The organism is Thiorhodovibrio frisius, assembly GCF_033954835.1.
In the GTDB taxonomy this organism is placed as follows: Bacteria; Pseudomonadota; Gammaproteobacteria; order Chromatiales; family Chromatiaceae; genus Thiorhodovibrio; species Thiorhodovibrio frisius.
The window spans coordinates 3,929,320-3,947,247 of sequence record NZ_CP121471.1; the positions used below are offsets into that span (position 1 = coordinate 3,929,320).

10 protein-coding genes are annotated in these 17,928 nt (G+C 57.2%); 2 read left to right on the forward strand and 8 right to left on the reverse strand.

Annotation, left to right across the window (positions count from 1 at the left end; genetic code table 11):
• Nucleotides 1-2: 2 nt before the first annotated feature.
• The 3 genes from Thiofri_RS17885 to Thiofri_RS17895 all read right to left on the reverse strand — a co-directional run bounded on the left by Thiofri_RS17885 (nt 3) and on the right by Thiofri_RS17895 (nt 3,025).
• Nucleotides 3-1,091, reverse strand: a complete 1,089-nt coding sequence (locus Thiofri_RS17885) for a hypothetical protein (RefSeq protein WP_190275774.1) — start codon at nt 1,089-1,091, stop codon at nt 3-5.
• A gap of 152 nt (nt 1,092-1,243) precedes the next feature.
• A complete protein-coding gene (locus Thiofri_RS17890) occupies nt 1,244-1,984 on the reverse strand; it encodes a phosphocholine cytidylyltransferase family protein (RefSeq protein WP_009147520.1) in 741 nt (246 codons plus the stop codon).
• 21 nt (nt 1,985-2,005) lie between these two features.
• Entirely contained in the window at nt 2,006-3,025 is a 1,020-nt protein-coding gene (locus tag Thiofri_RS17895) for a pyridoxal-phosphate-dependent aminotransferase family protein (RefSeq protein WP_040854698.1), read from the reverse strand.
• Nucleotides 3,026-3,888: 863 nt separating this feature from the next.
• On the opposite strand from Thiofri_RS17895, the gene Thiofri_RS17900 reads away from it, so the two are divergent.
• Together Thiofri_RS17900 and Thiofri_RS17905 are read left to right on the forward strand one after the other, a co-directional pair.
• Nucleotides 3,889-4,578 (forward strand): hypothetical protein, encoded by a 690-nt coding sequence (locus Thiofri_RS17900; protein ID WP_009147518.1) that lies wholly within the window; start codon nt 3,889-3,891, stop codon nt 4,576-4,578.
• 230 nt (nt 4,579-4,808) lie between these two features.
• Nucleotides 4,809-5,474, forward strand: a complete 666-nt coding sequence (locus tag Thiofri_RS17905; protein ID WP_009147517.1) for a VPLPA-CTERM sorting domain-containing protein — start codon at nt 4,809-4,811, stop codon at nt 5,472-5,474.
• Nucleotides 5,475-5,570: 96 nt separating this feature from the next.
• On the opposite strand, the gene Thiofri_RS17910 is transcribed toward Thiofri_RS17905, so the two are convergent.
• The 5 genes from Thiofri_RS17910 to Thiofri_RS17930 all read right to left on the reverse strand — a co-directional run bounded on the left by Thiofri_RS17910 (nt 5,571) and on the right by Thiofri_RS17930 (nt 17,909).
• On the reverse strand, nt 5,571-5,810 hold the full coding sequence (locus tag Thiofri_RS17910; RefSeq protein WP_009147516.1) for a hypothetical protein: 240 nt from the start codon (nt 5,808-5,810) through the stop codon (nt 5,571-5,573).
• Nucleotides 5,811-5,879: 69 nt separating this feature from the next.
• Nucleotides 5,880-7,661, reverse strand: a complete 1,782-nt coding sequence (locus tag Thiofri_RS17915) for an O-linked N-acetylglucosamine transferase, SPINDLY family protein (RefSeq protein WP_009147515.1) — start codon at nt 7,659-7,661, stop codon at nt 5,880-5,882.
• 229 nt (nt 7,662-7,890) lie between these two features.
• On the reverse strand, nt 7,891-12,531 hold the full coding sequence (locus Thiofri_RS17920; RefSeq protein WP_190275773.1) for a hypothetical protein: 4,641 nt from the start codon (nt 12,529-12,531) through the stop codon (nt 7,891-7,893).
• A gap of 108 nt (nt 12,532-12,639) precedes the next feature.
• Nucleotides 12,640-14,004: an HlyD family type I secretion periplasmic adaptor subunit gene (locus tag Thiofri_RS17925; protein WP_009147513.1), complete on the reverse strand. Its 1,365-nt coding sequence runs from the start codon at nt 14,002-14,004 to the stop codon at nt 12,640-12,642.
• Nucleotides 14,004-17,909, reverse strand: coding sequence for a peptidase domain-containing ABC transporter (locus Thiofri_RS17930; RefSeq protein ID WP_009147512.1), 3,906 nt, complete (start codon nt 17,907-17,909; stop codon nt 14,004-14,006). Before Thiofri_RS17930 ends, Thiofri_RS17925 begins: the two co-directional genes overlap by 1 nt.
• Between the last annotated feature and the right edge of the window lie 19 nt (nt 17,910-17,928).

Genomic DNA, 17,928 nt, shown 5'->3' on the forward strand with positions numbered 1-17,928 from the left:
TGTCATTTTCCCGGTTGTACCCGCAGGATCCGTCCTGTCTCGGCCTGCAACTCATCTCGCCGCCAGTTGTTTTCATCGACGATTTCCATGCCCATGCCGAAATAAAAATCCCCGTTCATTTCCTCGAACGAGCGCGCGAATGTGGGGTAGTCGAACACCAAAATCCGCCGCCATGGATGACCTGCATCCTCGGTCGGGGAGTAGAGCGATGTCAGTAACCCCAAAATCTTCGGCCGTTTTTCCTTCGACAGTTGATCAATTTCAACGGCCAACACCTGATTTCGTGTCACAGATCCCTTGGTGGCACTCGCGAGAAGATACACCTGGTCGCCACGAAGCAGCAGATCCCGAGGCGTCAGTTCCTCGGGCAATCCGATGCGGACAAAATCCAGTTGCCCCTCGCGCAGGATGGCGAGATAAAGCCCAAAGGGCTGGATTTGATGATCGTTGTGAACATCAGCCCCCAAGTAAAGGACATCGTCACCGACAGGAGTCAAGCGCGTCATGCGCGCCTGGTTATCGGTGAAATCCGTTCGTGGAAAGACGCGTTCCTTGGTGTATCCAAAAACGGGCTGAAAGCCATTCCCGGGCATAAGTCGCGCTATCCCCGGACGGGGAATCCGGGTTTGCCTGAAGGTTTTAATGGCAAAGAGTTCGCCGCCAATCGAAAGCAGGGCATACACCCTTCCGCGACCCAATGCCTGGATGCTCCAGTCACTCCCGCCATTTTCGGAGGACGCAACCGCCGCCGCGCCGCGGATTCCCAGAGCCGCATGGAGTCGCTTGCCATGCAGGACGATGTCGTAAACATGAAGCGCGCCGGGAATCGTGCGATATTTCTTCCACTCGCCCTTGTCTCCGCGCCGATAGAAGTTGCCCCAATCCCAATTTTGCGTGGCATCATGACCCGGGATATAGAGTTGGCCATCAAGAACCCGGTACAGGTCAATCTGCTCCTCCGCGACCTCGCCTTCGGTGACGAAAGTCGCCAACGCGGGATCATAGGCGATGATCGGCACACGGCCCGCGTTGGCCGCAGGGCCGCGATTGCTGCTATTGCCCGCGCCGAGATAGATGCGCCCGGCATGCACTTGCATATCCCAGATATTGCGCGCATAGATATCCTCGCCCCGAGGATAGCGTTGCGCGAAAGGGCTACCCATGTCCTCGACCGCCTGCCCGCCCTCGCTGACCGTACCGCAACACAGTAACAACGGACATAGCAGCTGAACCGCGCCGCCTTTCAACATGAATGAGGCGGTGCGCTCACCGTTCCGTTTCCCGCAACAAAGTCCGTGATGCGCTGATAATCCTCGATATAGTCCACCTCGGCCCAGAACTGACCGGCAATGTCCTGGATATGCACTTTGGCGCCGGACTCAACTGTGCGATAGATCACATCCTCCCACCAGCAGTTGTAGTCCTCCTGGTTGATCCATTCAATCATCATTTGCTTGAAAACACCGACATACCGCCGGTTCAAGGTGCAAATGCCAACATATTCCCCGGTGGTTTCCTCGTCAGTCAGCTCCTTGCCGTAACGTCGCAGCAATCCGTCACTCCATGACAGCCGGTAATCGGCATCCTGAATTCGGCTACTATCGGCAATGACCACGGGTGATCGCTGTTCGGTCAATAAGGTATCGACAACGCTGTCTTCGACAAAGACATCGGCGTTCATGATCACCAAATCCGTTTCGCTAGCCAGGAACTCCCGTGCCATCCACACCGAGGCAATGGAATTGGTCACACGAAAAAAGGGGTTGAAATAGCGGCGGAAAGCCATACCCTCCAGGGCCTGTAGAATGTGACGCTCTTGATACCCCGTGACCAAAGCGATATCGCGAATGCCTTTCCTAGCCAGCAGATCGAAGGTGTAGCGAATCAAGGGCGTGCCGCCAACTTCCACGCAGCACTTGGGTTGACCATGCAGGTGACGGCTGATGCGATTGCCAACACCAGCGGCCATCAACAACGCTTTCATCGCACAACCTCCGCGCACTGGCTAGCGAGGATTATTGAAATAGGCATGGAGCGCGACGAGCAAGGCCGCGAGCCGGTCATGCCGCTGCTCGCCCATGTGGGAGACACGAAAAACTCGCGCAGCCAATGCGCCCCCATTGGGCGTTAGCACCAGACCATGACGCTGCTTGAGCGCGACCACCAAATCGCGGGCGTCGCCGCCGTCGGTGCGCTCCAAGGCCGTCATCGCATTGGGGGCGGGGCTGGCATGGAGGCGCAAGGGAAGCCCCCTGATGCCGGCGCGAAAGTGCGCCGCAAGCGCCCGTGCCTTGTCGATATGGACGCTGACACCTTCGGCATGGATCTGCCGCAGGCGCTGCAGCAGGGCAAGCAGAATCCCCACCGCGGGCGTGAAGGGTGTCTGACCGCGAATACCGTCGTTTAGATAGGGGTGAAAATCGAGATAGAAGCTGGGAACCCGCTCCTTAAGCACGGCAAGCGCGGTGGGTGCAAGCACCACCATCGCGAGCCCAGGCGCCAAGGCCAACCCCTTATGCGAACTAAGAACGAGCACGTCGATAGCCTGTGACGCCATGTTTAACTCATCCGTGACGAACAGACTGATCGCATCGACAAGATGCAGCATCCCGTGACGCCGGCAATAGGCTCCGCTTTCGTCAAGATCGTAGCACCGGCCCGTGCTGGTTTCATGGCCATTGAGCAAGAGTGCCCGCGCGCCGGTCCCCGGATAGGGGACAGGGTCGGAACCGCTTAGTCGCAGTTCACGATGGGGGATGCCGTGACAACGGCAAATATCGCAAAAACGCTGCCCAAAACTGCCGCCGTTGACCACCAGGGCGCTGTCCGTGGAGCCCAGCAAGTTGATCACCCCGGCTTCCATCGCCGCCGTGCCGGAAGCGGTCAGGAAAACGGCGCGACTGCCGCTTGGCGCTCCCACCAGCGCCACCAGCAGACGCTCGCACTCGAGCACAACCTGTGAGAATTCTGGTGTGCGAAAATAGGGCGTTTGGGCACCGAGGATTTGTCGCGTATCCTCGGACATCGGGACAGGACCCGGCGTGAAAAGCCATTGCGGCCGCATGAGAGGTGAAACCCATTAAATGCCCAAAAACGCACGGAAACCAGCGCCGGTCGCGCCCAAGCAGGCTGGCGCGCCGACTTCCGGCTTGATCGGCGGCCATACCGCGCACCCTCGAACAAGGACATCTCTCGCAGTCCAGGATTGTTCATCCTTCAAGATAGCACAGGGGAGCAAATTCGCACGCGATTTTCAGGCTCTCGGCGGAACCCTCACCAGAATTCGCGCTCCTTGGGCTGCTGAACCAGGTAAGACCTGGCACTTTACTTTCGCGAGCGATGCCTGCTAAACACCACAAACATGCACCCGCGACTATCCTGATCAAGTCACCCGCAGAGGCAAAACTGACAGGATTTGCCTGACACCCGGTAACATATTCTGCCAAAACAGGCATGGCCACTGTAGGTGGTGAGAGTATTTCCCGCGAACCACACCGGTGTTTTCTGTAGCTATTTCGCGCCTGGCGCGATGGCACCGGAGCCTGGCACGATCACACGAGCCGGGAGCAATCGCCAAACCATCCCGCCGTTTCCGCTCGATGCCACCATAACCAGGCACGCATACCTGGACCCCGTCCCGCCACGATCCGACGAGCGGTGTTGAAATTTGTGAGCCCAGTCACTATTCTAAGAATTAAGTGGCGCGTAGTGGGATCTATCGAGGCTTCCCCGCCTCAGTCGCTGGAAACCCCTTACTCGATCACAAAAATTTATCGATCACAAATCCTGTCACCAAACCCGAAAGCCAAGCCAAGTGTTCGCCGCTTGAGGATAACCAAGGTTTTCTTTAAGGTTAACCGCATCTCTACAAGGTCTGGAGAATTCCCTATGAAAATGTTCTTTCCACTAATCGCCGGCCTAGCGGCTTGCGGAGCCATGTCCGTCGCGTCAGCCAACCTTGTCACCAACGGAAGTTTCGAAATTGGCGACAACGCCGATGGGAGTTGGTCACACGGGAACGGCAACGGAACCTGGGACACCTACGAACGCATTCGTGGCTGGACCGCCGTTGGGGAAGGCGCTGCAATCGAGATTCAGACAGGGCAGCCATATCCAAGTGTTGACAGCCCCTACTACACCCCAAAAGCTCCTAATGGCGACAGCTTGGCCGAACTAGACGCACACAATGATTCAGCTAATTCGGGCATGAAGTCTGATGATATAAATGTCACTGGGGGGACGTACAAGCTGTCGTTCCAATATACCGGCCGCACGGAGAATGCCGAAACAAACAGAATCGATTACGGCTATATTTTCGGCAACGATACGTTACTCCAGGATCAGTGGACTATATCCGGAACCGTCAGCGAAGGCTGGCAACTCATCACACAAACGTTCACCCTCGACAGCGCAGACACCCTCAACCTAACATTCTTTGCGCTCGGGGATGATGACACCCTTGGTGGTTTCATTGATGATGTCAAGTTGACCGCCGTCCCCATCCCCGCCGCTTTACCTCTGTTTATGTCGGCCCTCGCCGGCCTTGGCTTCGTCGGCTTCCGACGCCGCAAAGCTTGATTTCCGATGAGTTCCTAGAAGCGCGCGAGCGAAACGGCCCCAACTGGGGCCGTTTCGCGTTGCGCAAGCAACAAAAACAGCGCAGTTGACTCAGTGACGCCGTTGCACCAAGCCCGCTCGCGCTAGCTAAATACGTTATGTGAAGCACCGCCAACCTTGGTGCTGCTGCCTACCCTAGCCATTAAGATTAAGCGAAGCGCCCAAGGGTGCCGAGAAAATCGAGGTGCAAGATGAAAAGCTTCCAAACAGCGATCACCGCAGCCTTCCTGAGTATTTCCGCCGTTGGTGCGGCGCATGCCGCACTGCTGGATTTCACGGATAGCACCGGGTGGATTTCAAAAAGCTCCCCCACTTTCGATGTTGGCGAAATTTCAGGAAAACTCACTGCCGATGGCGGAAGTCTCAATTTCACCCCTTTCGATGGCACGTCCGATGACGTAAGTAGCGATCTGTACGCCCATGATAGCTCTGATGCATGGGACGGAATCGGAATCCAAGACGACGAGATCGGAGACACTGAACAACTTACGATCACCTTCAACTCCTCTGTCAATGTGTCACGAATCGACTTTCTTGACTTATTCAAGAAAACCGGTGGTGCCGAGAGCATTTTGGTGACAGCCTTCAAAGGGGAGAATCAGCTCCACAGCGAGACATTTACCGGAAATGTCTTCGAAGCCGCTGGAACCGGGTATTTCAGCGGAACAACCGCTTTCAACGGCATTGATCGCTTGGTTTTCAGTTACCTAGACGGAAATGACACAAGCGGTATCGGCGATGCCGCGCTGGCCGCCGTTCAAGTATCGGCTGTCCCAATTCCCGCCGCGCTGCCGCTGTTTGCGTCCGCTTTGGCCGGCCTGGGGTTTGTTGGTTATCGCCGCCGTCGTAACGCCTGAGCCGTCTCCTTCCTACAGGCACAATCCACGGCCCCAATTGGGGCCGTTTTTGTTTGGGCGAAAAATGCCCATTCATTTTTTTAAACAACCAGTTCTCTACGCAAATTCGGATTGAAAACGTACCTGATCAACCAAGGAATTGACGGCGACGAAATAGCGGCTTCCCACCGATTTAGCGAAGGCGTGCTCCAACCTTGAGGTGACGCTTTGACTCGGCGCCTTGCAATCGTCTCTAAAGAGGCGCTCGGTATAGAGGGTCTGTAAAATACCGCGCTTGACTTCAGCGCCAAGCATTCTCACCGCGAAGGTTTCTTCTTGGATGCGCCCCACATCCATTCCGTGCGTAGCGCTTTATACACCAACAAACTACCATCTGGCGCCTGCGAAAACCCCAAATCAACCCTATCAAGAACGGCTCCCACAGGCGCGCCGCCAAAGTGTGCGATAGGCATGTTCAAGTTGCCGGACAAAGCCCACGTGATCAAGCAAGGGCGAGGATGCCATCATTGGGCGCAGACAATGTCGCAAGGCGTTAAGCTGCTCGACCTGGCTAGCAAGATTGGCGGCGATGCGCACGTACGCTTCCCGATCCTTGGCGATATGGGCTGACAGTCCAACTTGCTGTAGCAAGCTCATGCCCATTCGGGATACATGGGCAGCGCCCTCAAGGGCAACCACGGGCACGCCCATCCACAGCGCCTGGCAGGTGGTGGTGGTGCCATTGTATGGGAAGGGGTCGAGCGCGATGTCCAGCTCCCCGTAAAGCGCTAGATGGGCGCGCCGTGAGGGTACATAGTTGCGCAGATCCAGTCGGCTGAGATCGTGCAGGCCCGCGTTCGAGAACGCCATGCGCAAGCGCTCCCGACTCCCTTCGGTGGTCAATCCGTTGCTTTTCAGCAGCAGACGCGCGTTTGCCACGGATTCCAGCAAGGCCGCCCAGGTCTCGATGGTCGGAGGGGACAGTTTGGCGATCCGGTTGAATGACCCGAAGGTGATATAACCACGCGCCACGGCCGGGCTTTCGGCTACCGCCGGGGCGTCCGATGGTGGCTCGAAAGCAAGAAACCCGGGCGCCAGACGAATAAGCTCTTCGGTGGCCAGGGCATCCGCTCGCCCCGGAGGATCGCTGACGGGGTCGACCAATCGGTAATCCATGGCGCGCAGGCCGGTGGTGTTGGGATACCCAAGATATGTCACTTGCACCGGCGCCGCCCGGCAGGCGAAGACATCCAAACGATTTCCGGTGAAATGGCCAGCCAAGTCCACCAAGATATCCACGCCGTCCGCGCGAATTTGCCGCAGGAGCCGGTCCCGCGACCAGCCTGCCACCTCGCGCCATTGGTCGGCGGCGGCGCGAATTCGTCTGCGCACGCTATCGCTCGCCTTGGTTGTTGCATAGGCAACGACCCGCACGTGATCGCGCCGGTGCCCTTCCACCACGGGGAGAAAAAAATAGGCAACCGGGTGCGATCGAAAGTCAGGCGACACATAGCCGACAGTAAGCGGCGACTTGTCGGGGTTCGCTGCTCGCGGGTTAGCCGCCGCATTCTCGGCGGGAGCCGCGTACAAGTCGGCCCAGCGCCGGTGTTCTTCGGCGACCTCCTCGGGAGAAAGGCTAGCGCTTGAGTTCATCGCCAGCAGGAGGCGGCGGTGGGTTGCTTGGTCGGGCCGGCGCGACAACAACGCTTGGTAGACACTGATGGCCTCGTCAATCTCGCCCCGCAGTCTGAGCGCATTGCCGAGAACCCGCCAGATCCGCGCGTCTTCCGTCTGACAATCCAGGCTCTGCCGCAATGCCCAGATTGCATCGTCCAGCCGATCTTCGTCGAATAGGGCGAGCCCGAAATGGCCCCAAAGAACGGCCGCGCTTGGGGTATTTGGCGCAGAGGAAACCCGCCCCTGTTGATTGGCCGACCCATCCCCCGCTTGCGCCAAGGTCGCGAGGATCTCTCTTGGCGTCGCGCTACCCTCTTTACCGGTTAAGGAGAGCAGGCCGGTCACCACTCCCCGCGCACCCGCGACCGATGACGCTTGACCGCGCAACTGATCGAGGACGCTCAGAACCCTTGGGCTCATGGAGCCCGAGGACAACTGGCCAGCCGACAACAAAAAGCTCAGGGCATCGGCAACGGGGTCAAGCGCCTTCGGCTGCGTCTCCCGCGCGAAACTCGCGGGATTGACAGTCATTCGACCCGCCAATTCCGCGAGACACCAAGGAACCTTCCCGAGCCCGCATCAGATATGAGCAAAACAGCCTTGTTCCAGAGCAGGTTTTGACTTCTTCGTGGCATTGAAAACCACCGGCGTGAAAAGACCAGTTACGTCACGGGTGGCCAGGTTTAGTCTCCGCACGGTCATGCGTGGACGCAGTGCCCAAAAAGTCAATCTTGGCGAACCAATCAGACGAGCTAGCGCATTAGACCTCATCGCCTCCATCCCATTCGATTGCCTCGATATCCTCGAAACTGATGTCACTATCATCATCAAGGGTGATAACGCCTGTTTTTCCGTCTAAATCTAGACCATCGACATCCTCGGGATTATAGGTCTGCGCGTCTCCATCAACTGCCAAAGTCCAATCATCGCGAGACATCTCAATGATGTCATGATCCGTAAGATCATCCCCATCTCCGCCGTCAACTGTCGCATGACCCGAGAAGCCCTGATCCACAACAAATTTGTCAATCCCCGCGCTACCTTGTAGGTTATCATCAGCGTTGACGTTGTGAGTGTCATACTCGCCAGGGTAGTTAATCCCAACGTCCGATACATCATGCGCATCAGTATCCACCCCATCAGGCACGTCGCCAACTGTTGTGTAATCCTGACCACCCTTGATGGTGTAACCGACAACTGTCCAAGAACCGCCAAACTGCTCCCCGGCAACATGTTCCGCAAAACCTGCCAGGTCATCTGCAGCTTGGGAAGTTTTTATATCACCTGTCCAGTTATCAACCTTGACGATCTTGGACTCTCCAGAATCATTCTCGGCATAGTACCGCACGTTCGAGATACCGTGGTTTAAATCGTCGTCCGTATCGGTATCCGTGTCGGTATCCGTGTCGGTATCCGTGTCGGTATCCGTATCGGAATTATCAGTTTGGCCCGAAGGGACGGGGGTATCCGTATGCATGTCAATCACAACCTCGACATCCGGACTGACGTTACCTTGCTCGTCGGTTGTCTCGTATGTGTATAACGCGTCAGGCAATTCCTTGAATTCGATCTCTTGGACGTAATAGTCGCTGCTATCGGTACCTCCATTACCTGGTTCGCCGTCAGCATACTCCGTCGCCGTGAACCGTAGTTGGTCGAAGACCACACCCTCCAATGTAAACTGACCACTTCCGCTACCAACACCCTCGCTGGTATCGATTACATAATCAACATCCTGGCCATCCAGTGTTAGGCCGCTGTTATCACTGAAGGTCCATGAGCCGACCGAGACGCCATCCAAATACGCCTCGACTTGGCCAATTTCTCCCTTCTCGACCAAGCGGCTGACGGTTATGTTGGCTTCTGTCGATGGTTTATCGAAATCGATAATTAGTTCTTCTGAATTACCGCCGCGGTAGGCCAATTGGTTTGGCACTTGGTCGTGATCAGCGTCTCCACCGACGCCCATTCCATCTCCGTCAAACGTGAAATCATCGATCTTCACGCCATCCATGTCGTAGGCGTGTATTTCTGCTCCATGTTGCTCCCAATCAGAACGGACTGCTCCTGCGCCACCAATGGTTTGCGTTACAAAACCAGCATCCTCGAAGCCTTGGTCGTCAAGGTCGCTGAGTTCTTGCTTTGTAACCGCCCAGTAAAATTCGCTTGTCGTGTCGAATTCTGCTTGCGGATCATCGGTGCTTCCGATCTTAGTGGCAGTGCCGTCCTCCATTCGGTACAAACTCCCGTAACTCGGCAAGTTTGTCAGATTAAAAACGAGGTTCTCCTCAGTAGTACCAACGTTTCCATCCTCGTCGATGTCTTCACCGCCCATTGTCGCTCGATCTTCATCGACTGTCGGCGCTTGTTTACCTTCCTCTTCGTCGTCTACTCCCCCGCCGACTTTGATCTCCTTATAGAACACCACGCCATCTGGTAATTCGTCCGGACTGCCCAAGTCCGCAGTGGTGCTAACTGGATCCGCGATTGGGGGTTCTCCGGTATCGTCATCGGAGTCGCTGTCCGAGTCGCTGTCCGTGTCGGTATCGGTATCCGTATCCGTGTCGGTGTCGGTGTCCGTATCGGTATCGCTGTCCGAATCGGTGTCGGAGTCCGAATCGGTGTCGGTGTCCGTATCGGTATCCGTATCCGTATCCGTATCCGTATCCGTATCCGTATCCGTGTCGGTGTCGGTGTCCGTATCGGTATCGCTGTCCGAATCGGTGTCCGTATCGGTATCGGTATCGGTATCGGTATCGGTATCGGTATCGGTATCGGTATCGGTATCGGTATCGGTATCGGTATCGGTATCGGTATCCGTGTCGGTATCCGTGTCGGTATCCGTGTCGGTATCCGTATCGGTATCCGTGTCGGTATCCGTGTCGGTATCCGTATCGGTATCCGTATCGGTATCCGTATCGGTATCGGTATCCGTATCGGTATCCGTATCCGAGTCGGTATCGGTATCGGTATCGGTATCCGTATCGGTGTCCGTATCCGTATCGGTATCCGTATCCGAGTCGGTATCGGTATCCGTATCGGTATCCGTATCCGTATCCGTGTCGGTATCCGTATCCGTATCCGTGTCCGAGTCGGTATCCGTATCCGTATCGGTATCGGTGTCCGTATCGGTATCCGTGTCGGTATCAGTATCCGTGTCCGTATCCGTGTCGGTATCAGTATCCGTGTCCGTATCGGTGTCGGTATCCGTATCCGAGTCGGTATCGGTGTCGGTATCCGTGTCGGTATCAGTATCCGTGTCCGTATCCGTATCCGTATCCGTATCGGTATCCGTGTCGGTGTCTGTATCCGTATCTGTATCCGTGTCGGTATCTGTATCCGTGTCGGTATCGGTATCCGTGTCGGTATCGGTATCGGTATCCGTGTCGGTGTCTGTATCCGTATCTGTATCCGTGTCGGTATCGGTATCCGTATCGGTATCCGTATCGGTATCCGTGTCGGTATCCGTGTCGGTATCGGTATCGGTATCGGTATCGGTATCCGTGTCGGTGTCCGTATCGGTATCCGTGTCGGTGTCCGTATCGGTATCCGTATCGGTATCCGTATCCGTGTCGGTATCCGTATCAGTGTCCGAGTCGGTATCGGTATCCGTATCCGTGTCGGTATCCGAGTCGGTATCCGTATCGGTATCCGTATCGGTATCCGTATCGGTATCCGTGTCGGTATCCGTATCAGTATCGGTATCGGTATCGGTATCCGTATCGGTATCCGTATCGGTATCCGTATCTGTATCCGTGTCGGTGTCAGTATCCGTATCGGTATCCGTATCCGAGTCGGTATCGGTATCGGTGTCGGTATCCGTGTCCGTATCGGTATCCGTATCCGTGTCGGTATCCGTGTCGGTATCCGTATCGGTGTCCGTATCCGTATCCGTGTCGGTGTCTGTATCCGTATCCGTATCCGTATCCGTATCCGTATCCGTGTCGGTATCGGTGTCGGTATCCGTGTCGGTATCAGTATCCGTATCCGTATCCGTATCGGTATCCGTGTCGGTGTCTGTATCCGTGTCGGTATCTGTATCCGTGTCGGTATCGGTATCGGTATCGGTATCGGTATCGGTATCGGTATCCGTGTCGGTGTCCGTATCGGTATCCGTATCCGTGTCGGTATCCGTATCAGTGTCCGAGTCGGTATCGGTATCGGTATCCGTATCCGTATCCGTGTCGGTATCGGTATCGGTGTCCGTGTCGGTGTCGGTATCCGTGTCGGTATCCGTGTCGGTATCCGTGTCGGTGTCGGTATCCGTATCCGTATCCGTGTCGGTATCCGTGTCGGTATCCGTGTCGGTATCCGTGTCGGTATCGGTGTCCGTGTCGGTATCCGTGTCGGTGTCGGTATCCGTATCCGTATCCGTGTCGGTGTCCGTGTCGGTATCGGTATCCGTATCGGTATCGGTGTCCGTATCCGTATCGGTGTCCGTATCGGTGTCCGTGTCGGTATCGGTATCCGTGTCGGTATCCGTGTCGGTATCCGTGTCGGTATCCGTGTCGGTATCGGTGTCGGTATCGGTGTCGGTATCGGTATCGGTGTCCGTGTCGGTATCGGTATCCGTGTCGGTATCCGTGTCGGTGTCGGTATCCGTATCCGTATCCGTGTCGGTATCGGTGTCCGTATCGGTGTCCGTATCGGTATCGGTATCGGTATCGGTATCGGTATCCGTATCGGTATCGGTATCGGTGTCCGTGTCGGTATCGGTGTCGGTATCGGTATCCGTATCCGTATCCGTATCCGTATCGGTATCGGTGTCCGTATCGGTATCCGTATCGGTATCGGTATCCGTGTCGGTATCCGTATCGGTATCGGTATCCGTGTCGGTATCCGTATCGGTATCGGTGTCCGTATCGGTATCGGTATCGGTATCCGTGTCGGTATCCGTGTCGGTGTCGGTGTCGGTATCAGAGTCTACGGCGTCAGTTGGCTCTGCACCGTCGTCTTCTCCGCCACCGATTGGATCTACGACCGGGAAGTCGAGCGGTTCTGGCTCCTCTGGGGCATCCGGGGAACCGGATGGGAAGCCGACGCCGCCTGCTGGAATGGGAAAGCCAACAGGGGGGGCAGGATCTTGTTCACCAGCGGAGGTCGTGGGGTCAGGATCTGGAGAGACATCGCCGCTGGATTCTGTCGGCGGGACTTCTGTGTCGGTCGCGAACTCGCCTAGATCCTCGGAGTCGGAGTTTTGATCCTCGCGTTTGCCGACGACGACGTTTTCGTTGCCCTCGCCCTGGGCGCGTTCTGGGGGAGCAGCCAATTCCTCAGGGTTGTCGGACTCGTAGTCCGAAACATCCTGCAATACGGTCAATTGATCCAAGGTAACGCGATCATTACCGCTAGCTGGATTTTCGGGTGTTTGATCCGCTTGGGAATTGGTTTGCTCGGCCATGACTGCCCTGCCTTGAAAAGATTCCTAACTGCTAGTAAGGATAGGGTGCCCTGTCACCCCTGACTAGCTGGCCGAAGGTTATAAGCGGGCTGGACCCGCCCTTGAATCTTACCGCTCTCTGAACGCACGAGACATTCCGTTGACAACAGGTTTAGCAAGATAGCCAAGCAGCGTCTTCTTTCCGGTAATAATCTCACCGTCAACGGCCATACCGACCCGCAAAGGGTTTTTCTCGGGGTCTTCGCCAACGTAGGGCTTATCGAGGGTGACCCAGCCGAGAAAGTAAGACTGACCATCTTCGGCCACGACGCTTGATGCTGAGACACGCTTGAGCGCGCCGTGCGCGAAGCCGTAGCGGGAGAAATCGTAGGCACTCACACGGAGGTTGACATCCAGACCAGGCTTGACGTAGCCGATGTCGCGCGGCTGGATGCGCACTTCGGCTTCGAGGGGGACATCATCGGGGACGATTTGCATCAGGATCTCGCCGGGCTGAATCACCTGGCCGATGGTCTGGACCTTGAGCTCAAGAACGTTTCCGTGGATCGGAGCAACTACGTCGAGGCGCTCGACTCGGGCATCAAGGCGCTGAAGGGTTTCCTGCACTTCCGCGATTTCCGCGCGCACGTTGCCAAGCTCGCTTGCGGCATCGCGCTTGAGTTGATTTGCGGTATCGAGCAGACGGGTCTCGGTTTCCGCCAGTTCTTGCAGGACCAGATCGATTTCCTCGGTCAGGCGGGCAACCTCTCCAATGGCGGTAACCTGCGCGCGGCGGGTCTCGAGCACGGTCGTTCGATCGACGAGCTTGCGATTGCCGAGATCCTCGCGCATGGCGACGAGTTCACCGGTCAGTTTCTGGTGCTCCTTGGCGGTAGCGAGCGCGTCTTTGAGTTGGTCGATACGCCGCTCGCGTTGTTCAACCTGGCGCTTGAGAATCTCCAGGGTGGAATCGCGCGTCGCGGTCTGGTTGAGGAAGATAGCCCGCTGATCGGCAACCAAGCCTGGGTAGCTTTCGGCATAGGCAGAGAAATCCGGTTCGGTTTGATTCATAAAGGCTTGCAGCCGTTCAGCCTTGAGGCGAAGCGCGACGAGGCGCGCGCGCATCTGCAACATATCCGCCTCAGCTTGGGAGCCGTCAATTTGCAACAGAACCTCCCCCGCCTTGACGCGCTGGCGCTCCTCGACGTTGATGGAATCCACGACACCCCCGTCGAGGTGCTGAACGGTCTTGATTTTTCCCGCTGGGATGATACGACCGGGAGCGATGGCGACCTCGCTCAAATGAGTGGTTCCAGCCCAGAGCAGAAAGACGACCACCACGGCCGAGATGACGTAGAGCACCGGGCGGAAGAACTCGGGGACCAGTTCTTCCTCGATCCTTACGGTTTCCGACAGCAGCCGACGTTCCCGTCCGCTGCGCTGGGCTTTGTCGGAGGCTGCCTGTTTTTTTGCAATGTCTGTCCCTTTGTTCATCAACCTTTTCCTGCCTTGCTACCGGCAACTTGCGTTTTATAAGAACCGATGGACTCGACGCGCCCTGTGCGCATGGTGACAACGACATCGGCGAGTTTCAGGTGACTGGGCCGCATCGTCGCGACGACCAGGGTTGACCGTCCACGCAGCCATTGCAGACAACGCAGCAGTGCGGCTTCGCCGTTTTGATCCATGCCGTTGCCGGGCTCGTCCATCAGGACTATGGAGGCGGGCTTGAGCATCGCGCGCGCCAGCGACAGGCGCTGGCGGAAACCGCCAGATATCTGACTGATTTGAGTACCGGAAATGCGGGTTTGCAGCCCTTCTGGAAAGCCATCCGCATCAGACATGAGTCCAGCCATCTCTGCGGCCCAGTAGACTTCTGCGCGCGTCGCCCCAGGATGGACCAGCATCAGGTTCTGGAAGATGCTGCCGTAGAAAATATCGCAGTTCTGCGGCATATAGCTGATGCGACCGCGCAGGTCGGCGACAGTGAGTTGGCGAATATCAATGTCGTCAATCAGGATACTGCCCGCCTGCGGGGTATACATCCCTAAGAACATTTTCAGAATGGTGGATTTGCCCGAGCCGCTTGCCCCTGAAAGCGCGACAAATTGGTGCGGCTTGATCTGGAAATCCACCCCAAGCAAGGAGGGATCGGCATCATTGGAATAGCGGAAGGACACCCGCGAGACCGTGAGACCGCCGGGGCTTTCTGGTCGCAGGGTTTGTCGCACGCCGCGCTCGTCCTCGGTCGGCAGCCGCATCAAGTTCTCTAGCTGGCGCACGTTTTCCTTGACGCGCACCGAAGCAGTGGCTGAGACAAAGACGTTCTGCAGGGGACCGGTGGTGCGCCAAATCAGGATTTGGGTGGCAATGAGCGTGCCGTTAGTAATATCACCTCTGACCGCTAGCACTGCGGAGGCCACCAGCGCCGAGAGGCCAGTCAAGCTGGCGATGATCTGGCCGAGAGTGCGAATGTAATGATTGAAGCGGTTCTCCTGAGCGCCCGAAAAGGCGCCACTGCCACTCGTTTCCCGCAGACGCTGTAGCCACAGATTCTGGGCGCCGGCGCGACGGATGACCCGCATAGAGCCGAGTACCTCATCGAGAAATTCCGCGCGCATGCCAGTCTGTCTTGATGTCCTGGTCAGAAGGTCCCGGCTCTTGCTGACGCTCAGCCAGCCCGCCAGCGCGAAAGCGATCACCGAAACCAGCAACACGATGCTCATCCAGGGATTGATGACCACCAGAGCCAGCACAATAATCAGCGTGGCCGGCAGGTCGAATACCAAGCGTGCCATCGGGCCAACAAAATACTGGCGCAAGCGGCCAAGTCCGCGCACACGCCGGACCTGCCGGGCCACCGGAATCTTGTCCAGAGCGGCCGAAGGCAGGCAGAGGAGCCGCTTGGTCAGATTAACGCCGAGGATGTAGTCGGCTCGCCCGCCGATGTAGGCGAGCAGACGCCCTCTGGTCAAACTGACGATCCAGCCGAGCAGGATAGCGATCAACACGCCAACGACAAGGTTGACAGCAACCGAAAAATCTCGCGCCGGGATGACGAAATCCCAAGTGGCGCGCACAAACAAGGGTGGCGACAGACTCAGAACCGTCGCCACAATGGTGGCAAACAGGATGATCCGGCGATGATGCCTGAAACGTTTTGTAATCTGCGCAACCCATTGTTTGTCTCCAGGCTGCTCGGCTGCCTTTTCTTGCTCGGCCGCGAAGGAATAGTACTCTGCGGGCTGGCGGATTTCATCGACCAAGGTCTCGGTGCCGGTGTCGCCGTTGAGTAACCGCAGGCGCCCATCCGGTTCCCGCCCCAGGATAACGCACCCGGCCGATTTCTCGGGTAACAAGAGGCACGGCAAGAGCCGGTCATCAGGAACCTGCCTGAGTTTCCCTATGGCGGCGGGCCAATACCCCAGCTCCACCAACACGGCAAAGAAACCTGATAGATCGAGCCGTTGATCGAAATGCGGAAGTGCCTCTGAAAGCTCACGCTGGCGCCCATGCCACCCCAGCGCGCCGAGCAAGGGCAGTAGGCAGCGCGACAGGTCGTTTGGCTCACTGAAACGATCAGCGACGATAACGGCGGAGTCGGATACCGACTCCGGCCTTTGCAGGGCCGGCGCGATGGTCTCTGGCGCCAGCGCCTGCTGTAAAGCGCCTTCAACGAGTGCGCCATTCTCGAAGTGATAAATCTTGTCGGCCAGCGCCAGATAGGAGGGACGCTGGGTGACCATCACAACCGTGCGCTGGCGTCGGCACTTCTCGAGATAACGCCGGACGGTCTGGTCGGTCTCCATGTCAAGAAAGCCGTTTGCTTCATCAAACAGGATGACCTCCGGCTCGCGCACCAGCGCCCGAACGATACTGATCAACTGAAGGGTTCCGCCAGACAGCATCTCATTGGCCGTCTCACCAAGCCGGGTCTCGTAGCCGAATTTCATGCTGGCAACGAAATGCTCGAGGCCCAACTCGTGCGCGATGGCAAGCGCCCGCTCGTTTAGCTGATCATCGAACATGGTCAGGTTTTCGAGGATGGTCCCCGCGACCACAGCCCCTGCCTGCGGCAGCAAAGCAATGTGCTCGGGCACCGAGCTGGCGGCATAGTCCGAGAGCGGACGACCGTCGACCAGCACGTCTCCGCCATCCGGCTGCTCAGCACCACTCATCAGGTTGAGCAGTGTGGACTTGCCAGATCCACTGTCGCTTTGGATGGCGATAAAGGCGCCCTTGGGCAGCGATAGATTGACACCCTCGAATAACCGGGTCTCGCGAAAAAGGACTTGCACATCCCGCAGCTCGATTCCCTGGCTGATCGGCGGAAGCGACGGCTTGCCACGTTCTTCTGTCGCCGGCAGGTCAAACAGCGACTGAAGTCGCGCATTGGCGCGTTCAAAGTCGTCGATCTGATTGCGAACGTTCAAGCTGCGACGCAGCGGGCGCATGAGCCGCACTGACAAAATCAGGCAGGCGGCAAGCCCTCCCGGCGTCATCTGGCCGCGAATCACGAACAGAGAACCGACAAAAATCACACCAACCACCATGAGCTGCGAGAGGTAGTGGCCGACGCGGTCGAGGCGGTTGGAGAGTTCGGCGGACTTCTCACCAGCTTCGGAAGAAGATCGCTGCAAACGCTCATAACGGCGCAGCATCAGATCCTCCATCATCATGGCTTTGACGGAATGGATACCAGTGAACACCTCGAACAAAAAGCCGGAACGGCGTTCTTCCTGTCCATCGCGGCCCTCGCTCAAGCGGCTGCCATCGTGGCCATAGCGGGCCATGACGATCAGGAAAACAACAATGATCGCGAGTGGAACACCAACAACGGGGCCACCAATGAAGCCGATCAGCAGCAGAAAGATCGCAACGAAGGGTAAGTCCAGCAGCCCCAGAACCGCCTCGCCGGAATAAAAACGGGCGACACGATTGGCGTTGCGGAGTTTTTCGGCATAGGCGCTAGGCTCTTCGCGTTGATAGACCCGCAGGGGCACGCGACATAAATGGTCGGCCAGGCTCATGGTGAGCTGGTGCTCCCGACGCGCGGTCAACCAACCGGTAATGACGCCATTGGCGAGCCGAAGTGTTTGCTCCAGCACTATGGCGGCAATCAGGCCAATGGTGAGAAAGGCCAGCGTGGAGAACGCATGATTGACGATGACGCGATCGAGAATCTGCAAAATAGCCAGGGGCAAGGCCAGGGCAAGCAAATTGGAGAGGAATGAACTGACCGCCAGGCCGGGCAGAACGCGACGTAACTCCGGATTCTGCAGCACCATTTTCAGCGGCGTCGGCTGGTTCGCTTTGCCCTGGCTCGCTTTGCCCTGGCCCGCCTTCGACTGGCGCGGCTCTGGGGGGAGGCTTTCTGCGACAGAAGTCGTCCCGTTCATAGTTGCTTCCTTGTTAAGT

Bases quoted from the DNA above. Each gene is read 5' to 3' on its own strand.
- Thiofri_RS17890 (WP_009147520.1), bottom strand. From the start codon at position 1,984: ATGAAAGCGTTGTTGATGGCCGCTGGTGTTGGCAATCGCATCAGCCGT.
- Thiofri_RS17895 (WP_040854698.1), bottom strand. From the start codon at position 3,025: ATGTCCGAGGATACGCGACAAATCCTCGGTGCCCAAACGCCCTATTTT.
- Thiofri_RS17900 (WP_009147518.1), top strand. From the start codon at position 3,889: ATGAAAATGTTCTTTCCACTAATCGCCGGCCTAGCGGCTTGCGGAGCC.
- Thiofri_RS17905 (WP_009147517.1), top strand. From the start codon at position 4,809: ATGAAAAGCTTCCAAACAGCGATCACCGCAGCCTTCCTGAGTATTTCC.
- Thiofri_RS17910 (WP_009147516.1), bottom strand. From the start codon at position 5,810: ATGGATGTGGGGCGCATCCAAGAAGAAACCTTCGCGGTGAGAATGCTT.
- Thiofri_RS17915 (WP_009147515.1), bottom strand. From the start codon at position 7,661: ATGACTGTCAATCCCGCGAGTTTCGCGCGGGAGACGCAGCCGAAGGCG.
- Thiofri_RS17920 (WP_190275773.1), bottom strand. From the start codon at position 12,531: ATGGCCGAGCAAACCAATTCCCAAGCGGATCAAACACCCGAAAATCCA.
- Thiofri_RS17925 (WP_009147513.1), bottom strand. From the start codon at position 14,004: ATGAACAAAGGGACAGACATTGCAAAAAAACAGGCAGCCTCCGACAAA.
- Thiofri_RS17930 (WP_009147512.1), bottom strand. From the start codon at position 17,909: ATGAACGGGACGACTTCTGTCGCAGAAAGCCTCCCCCCAGAGCCGCGC.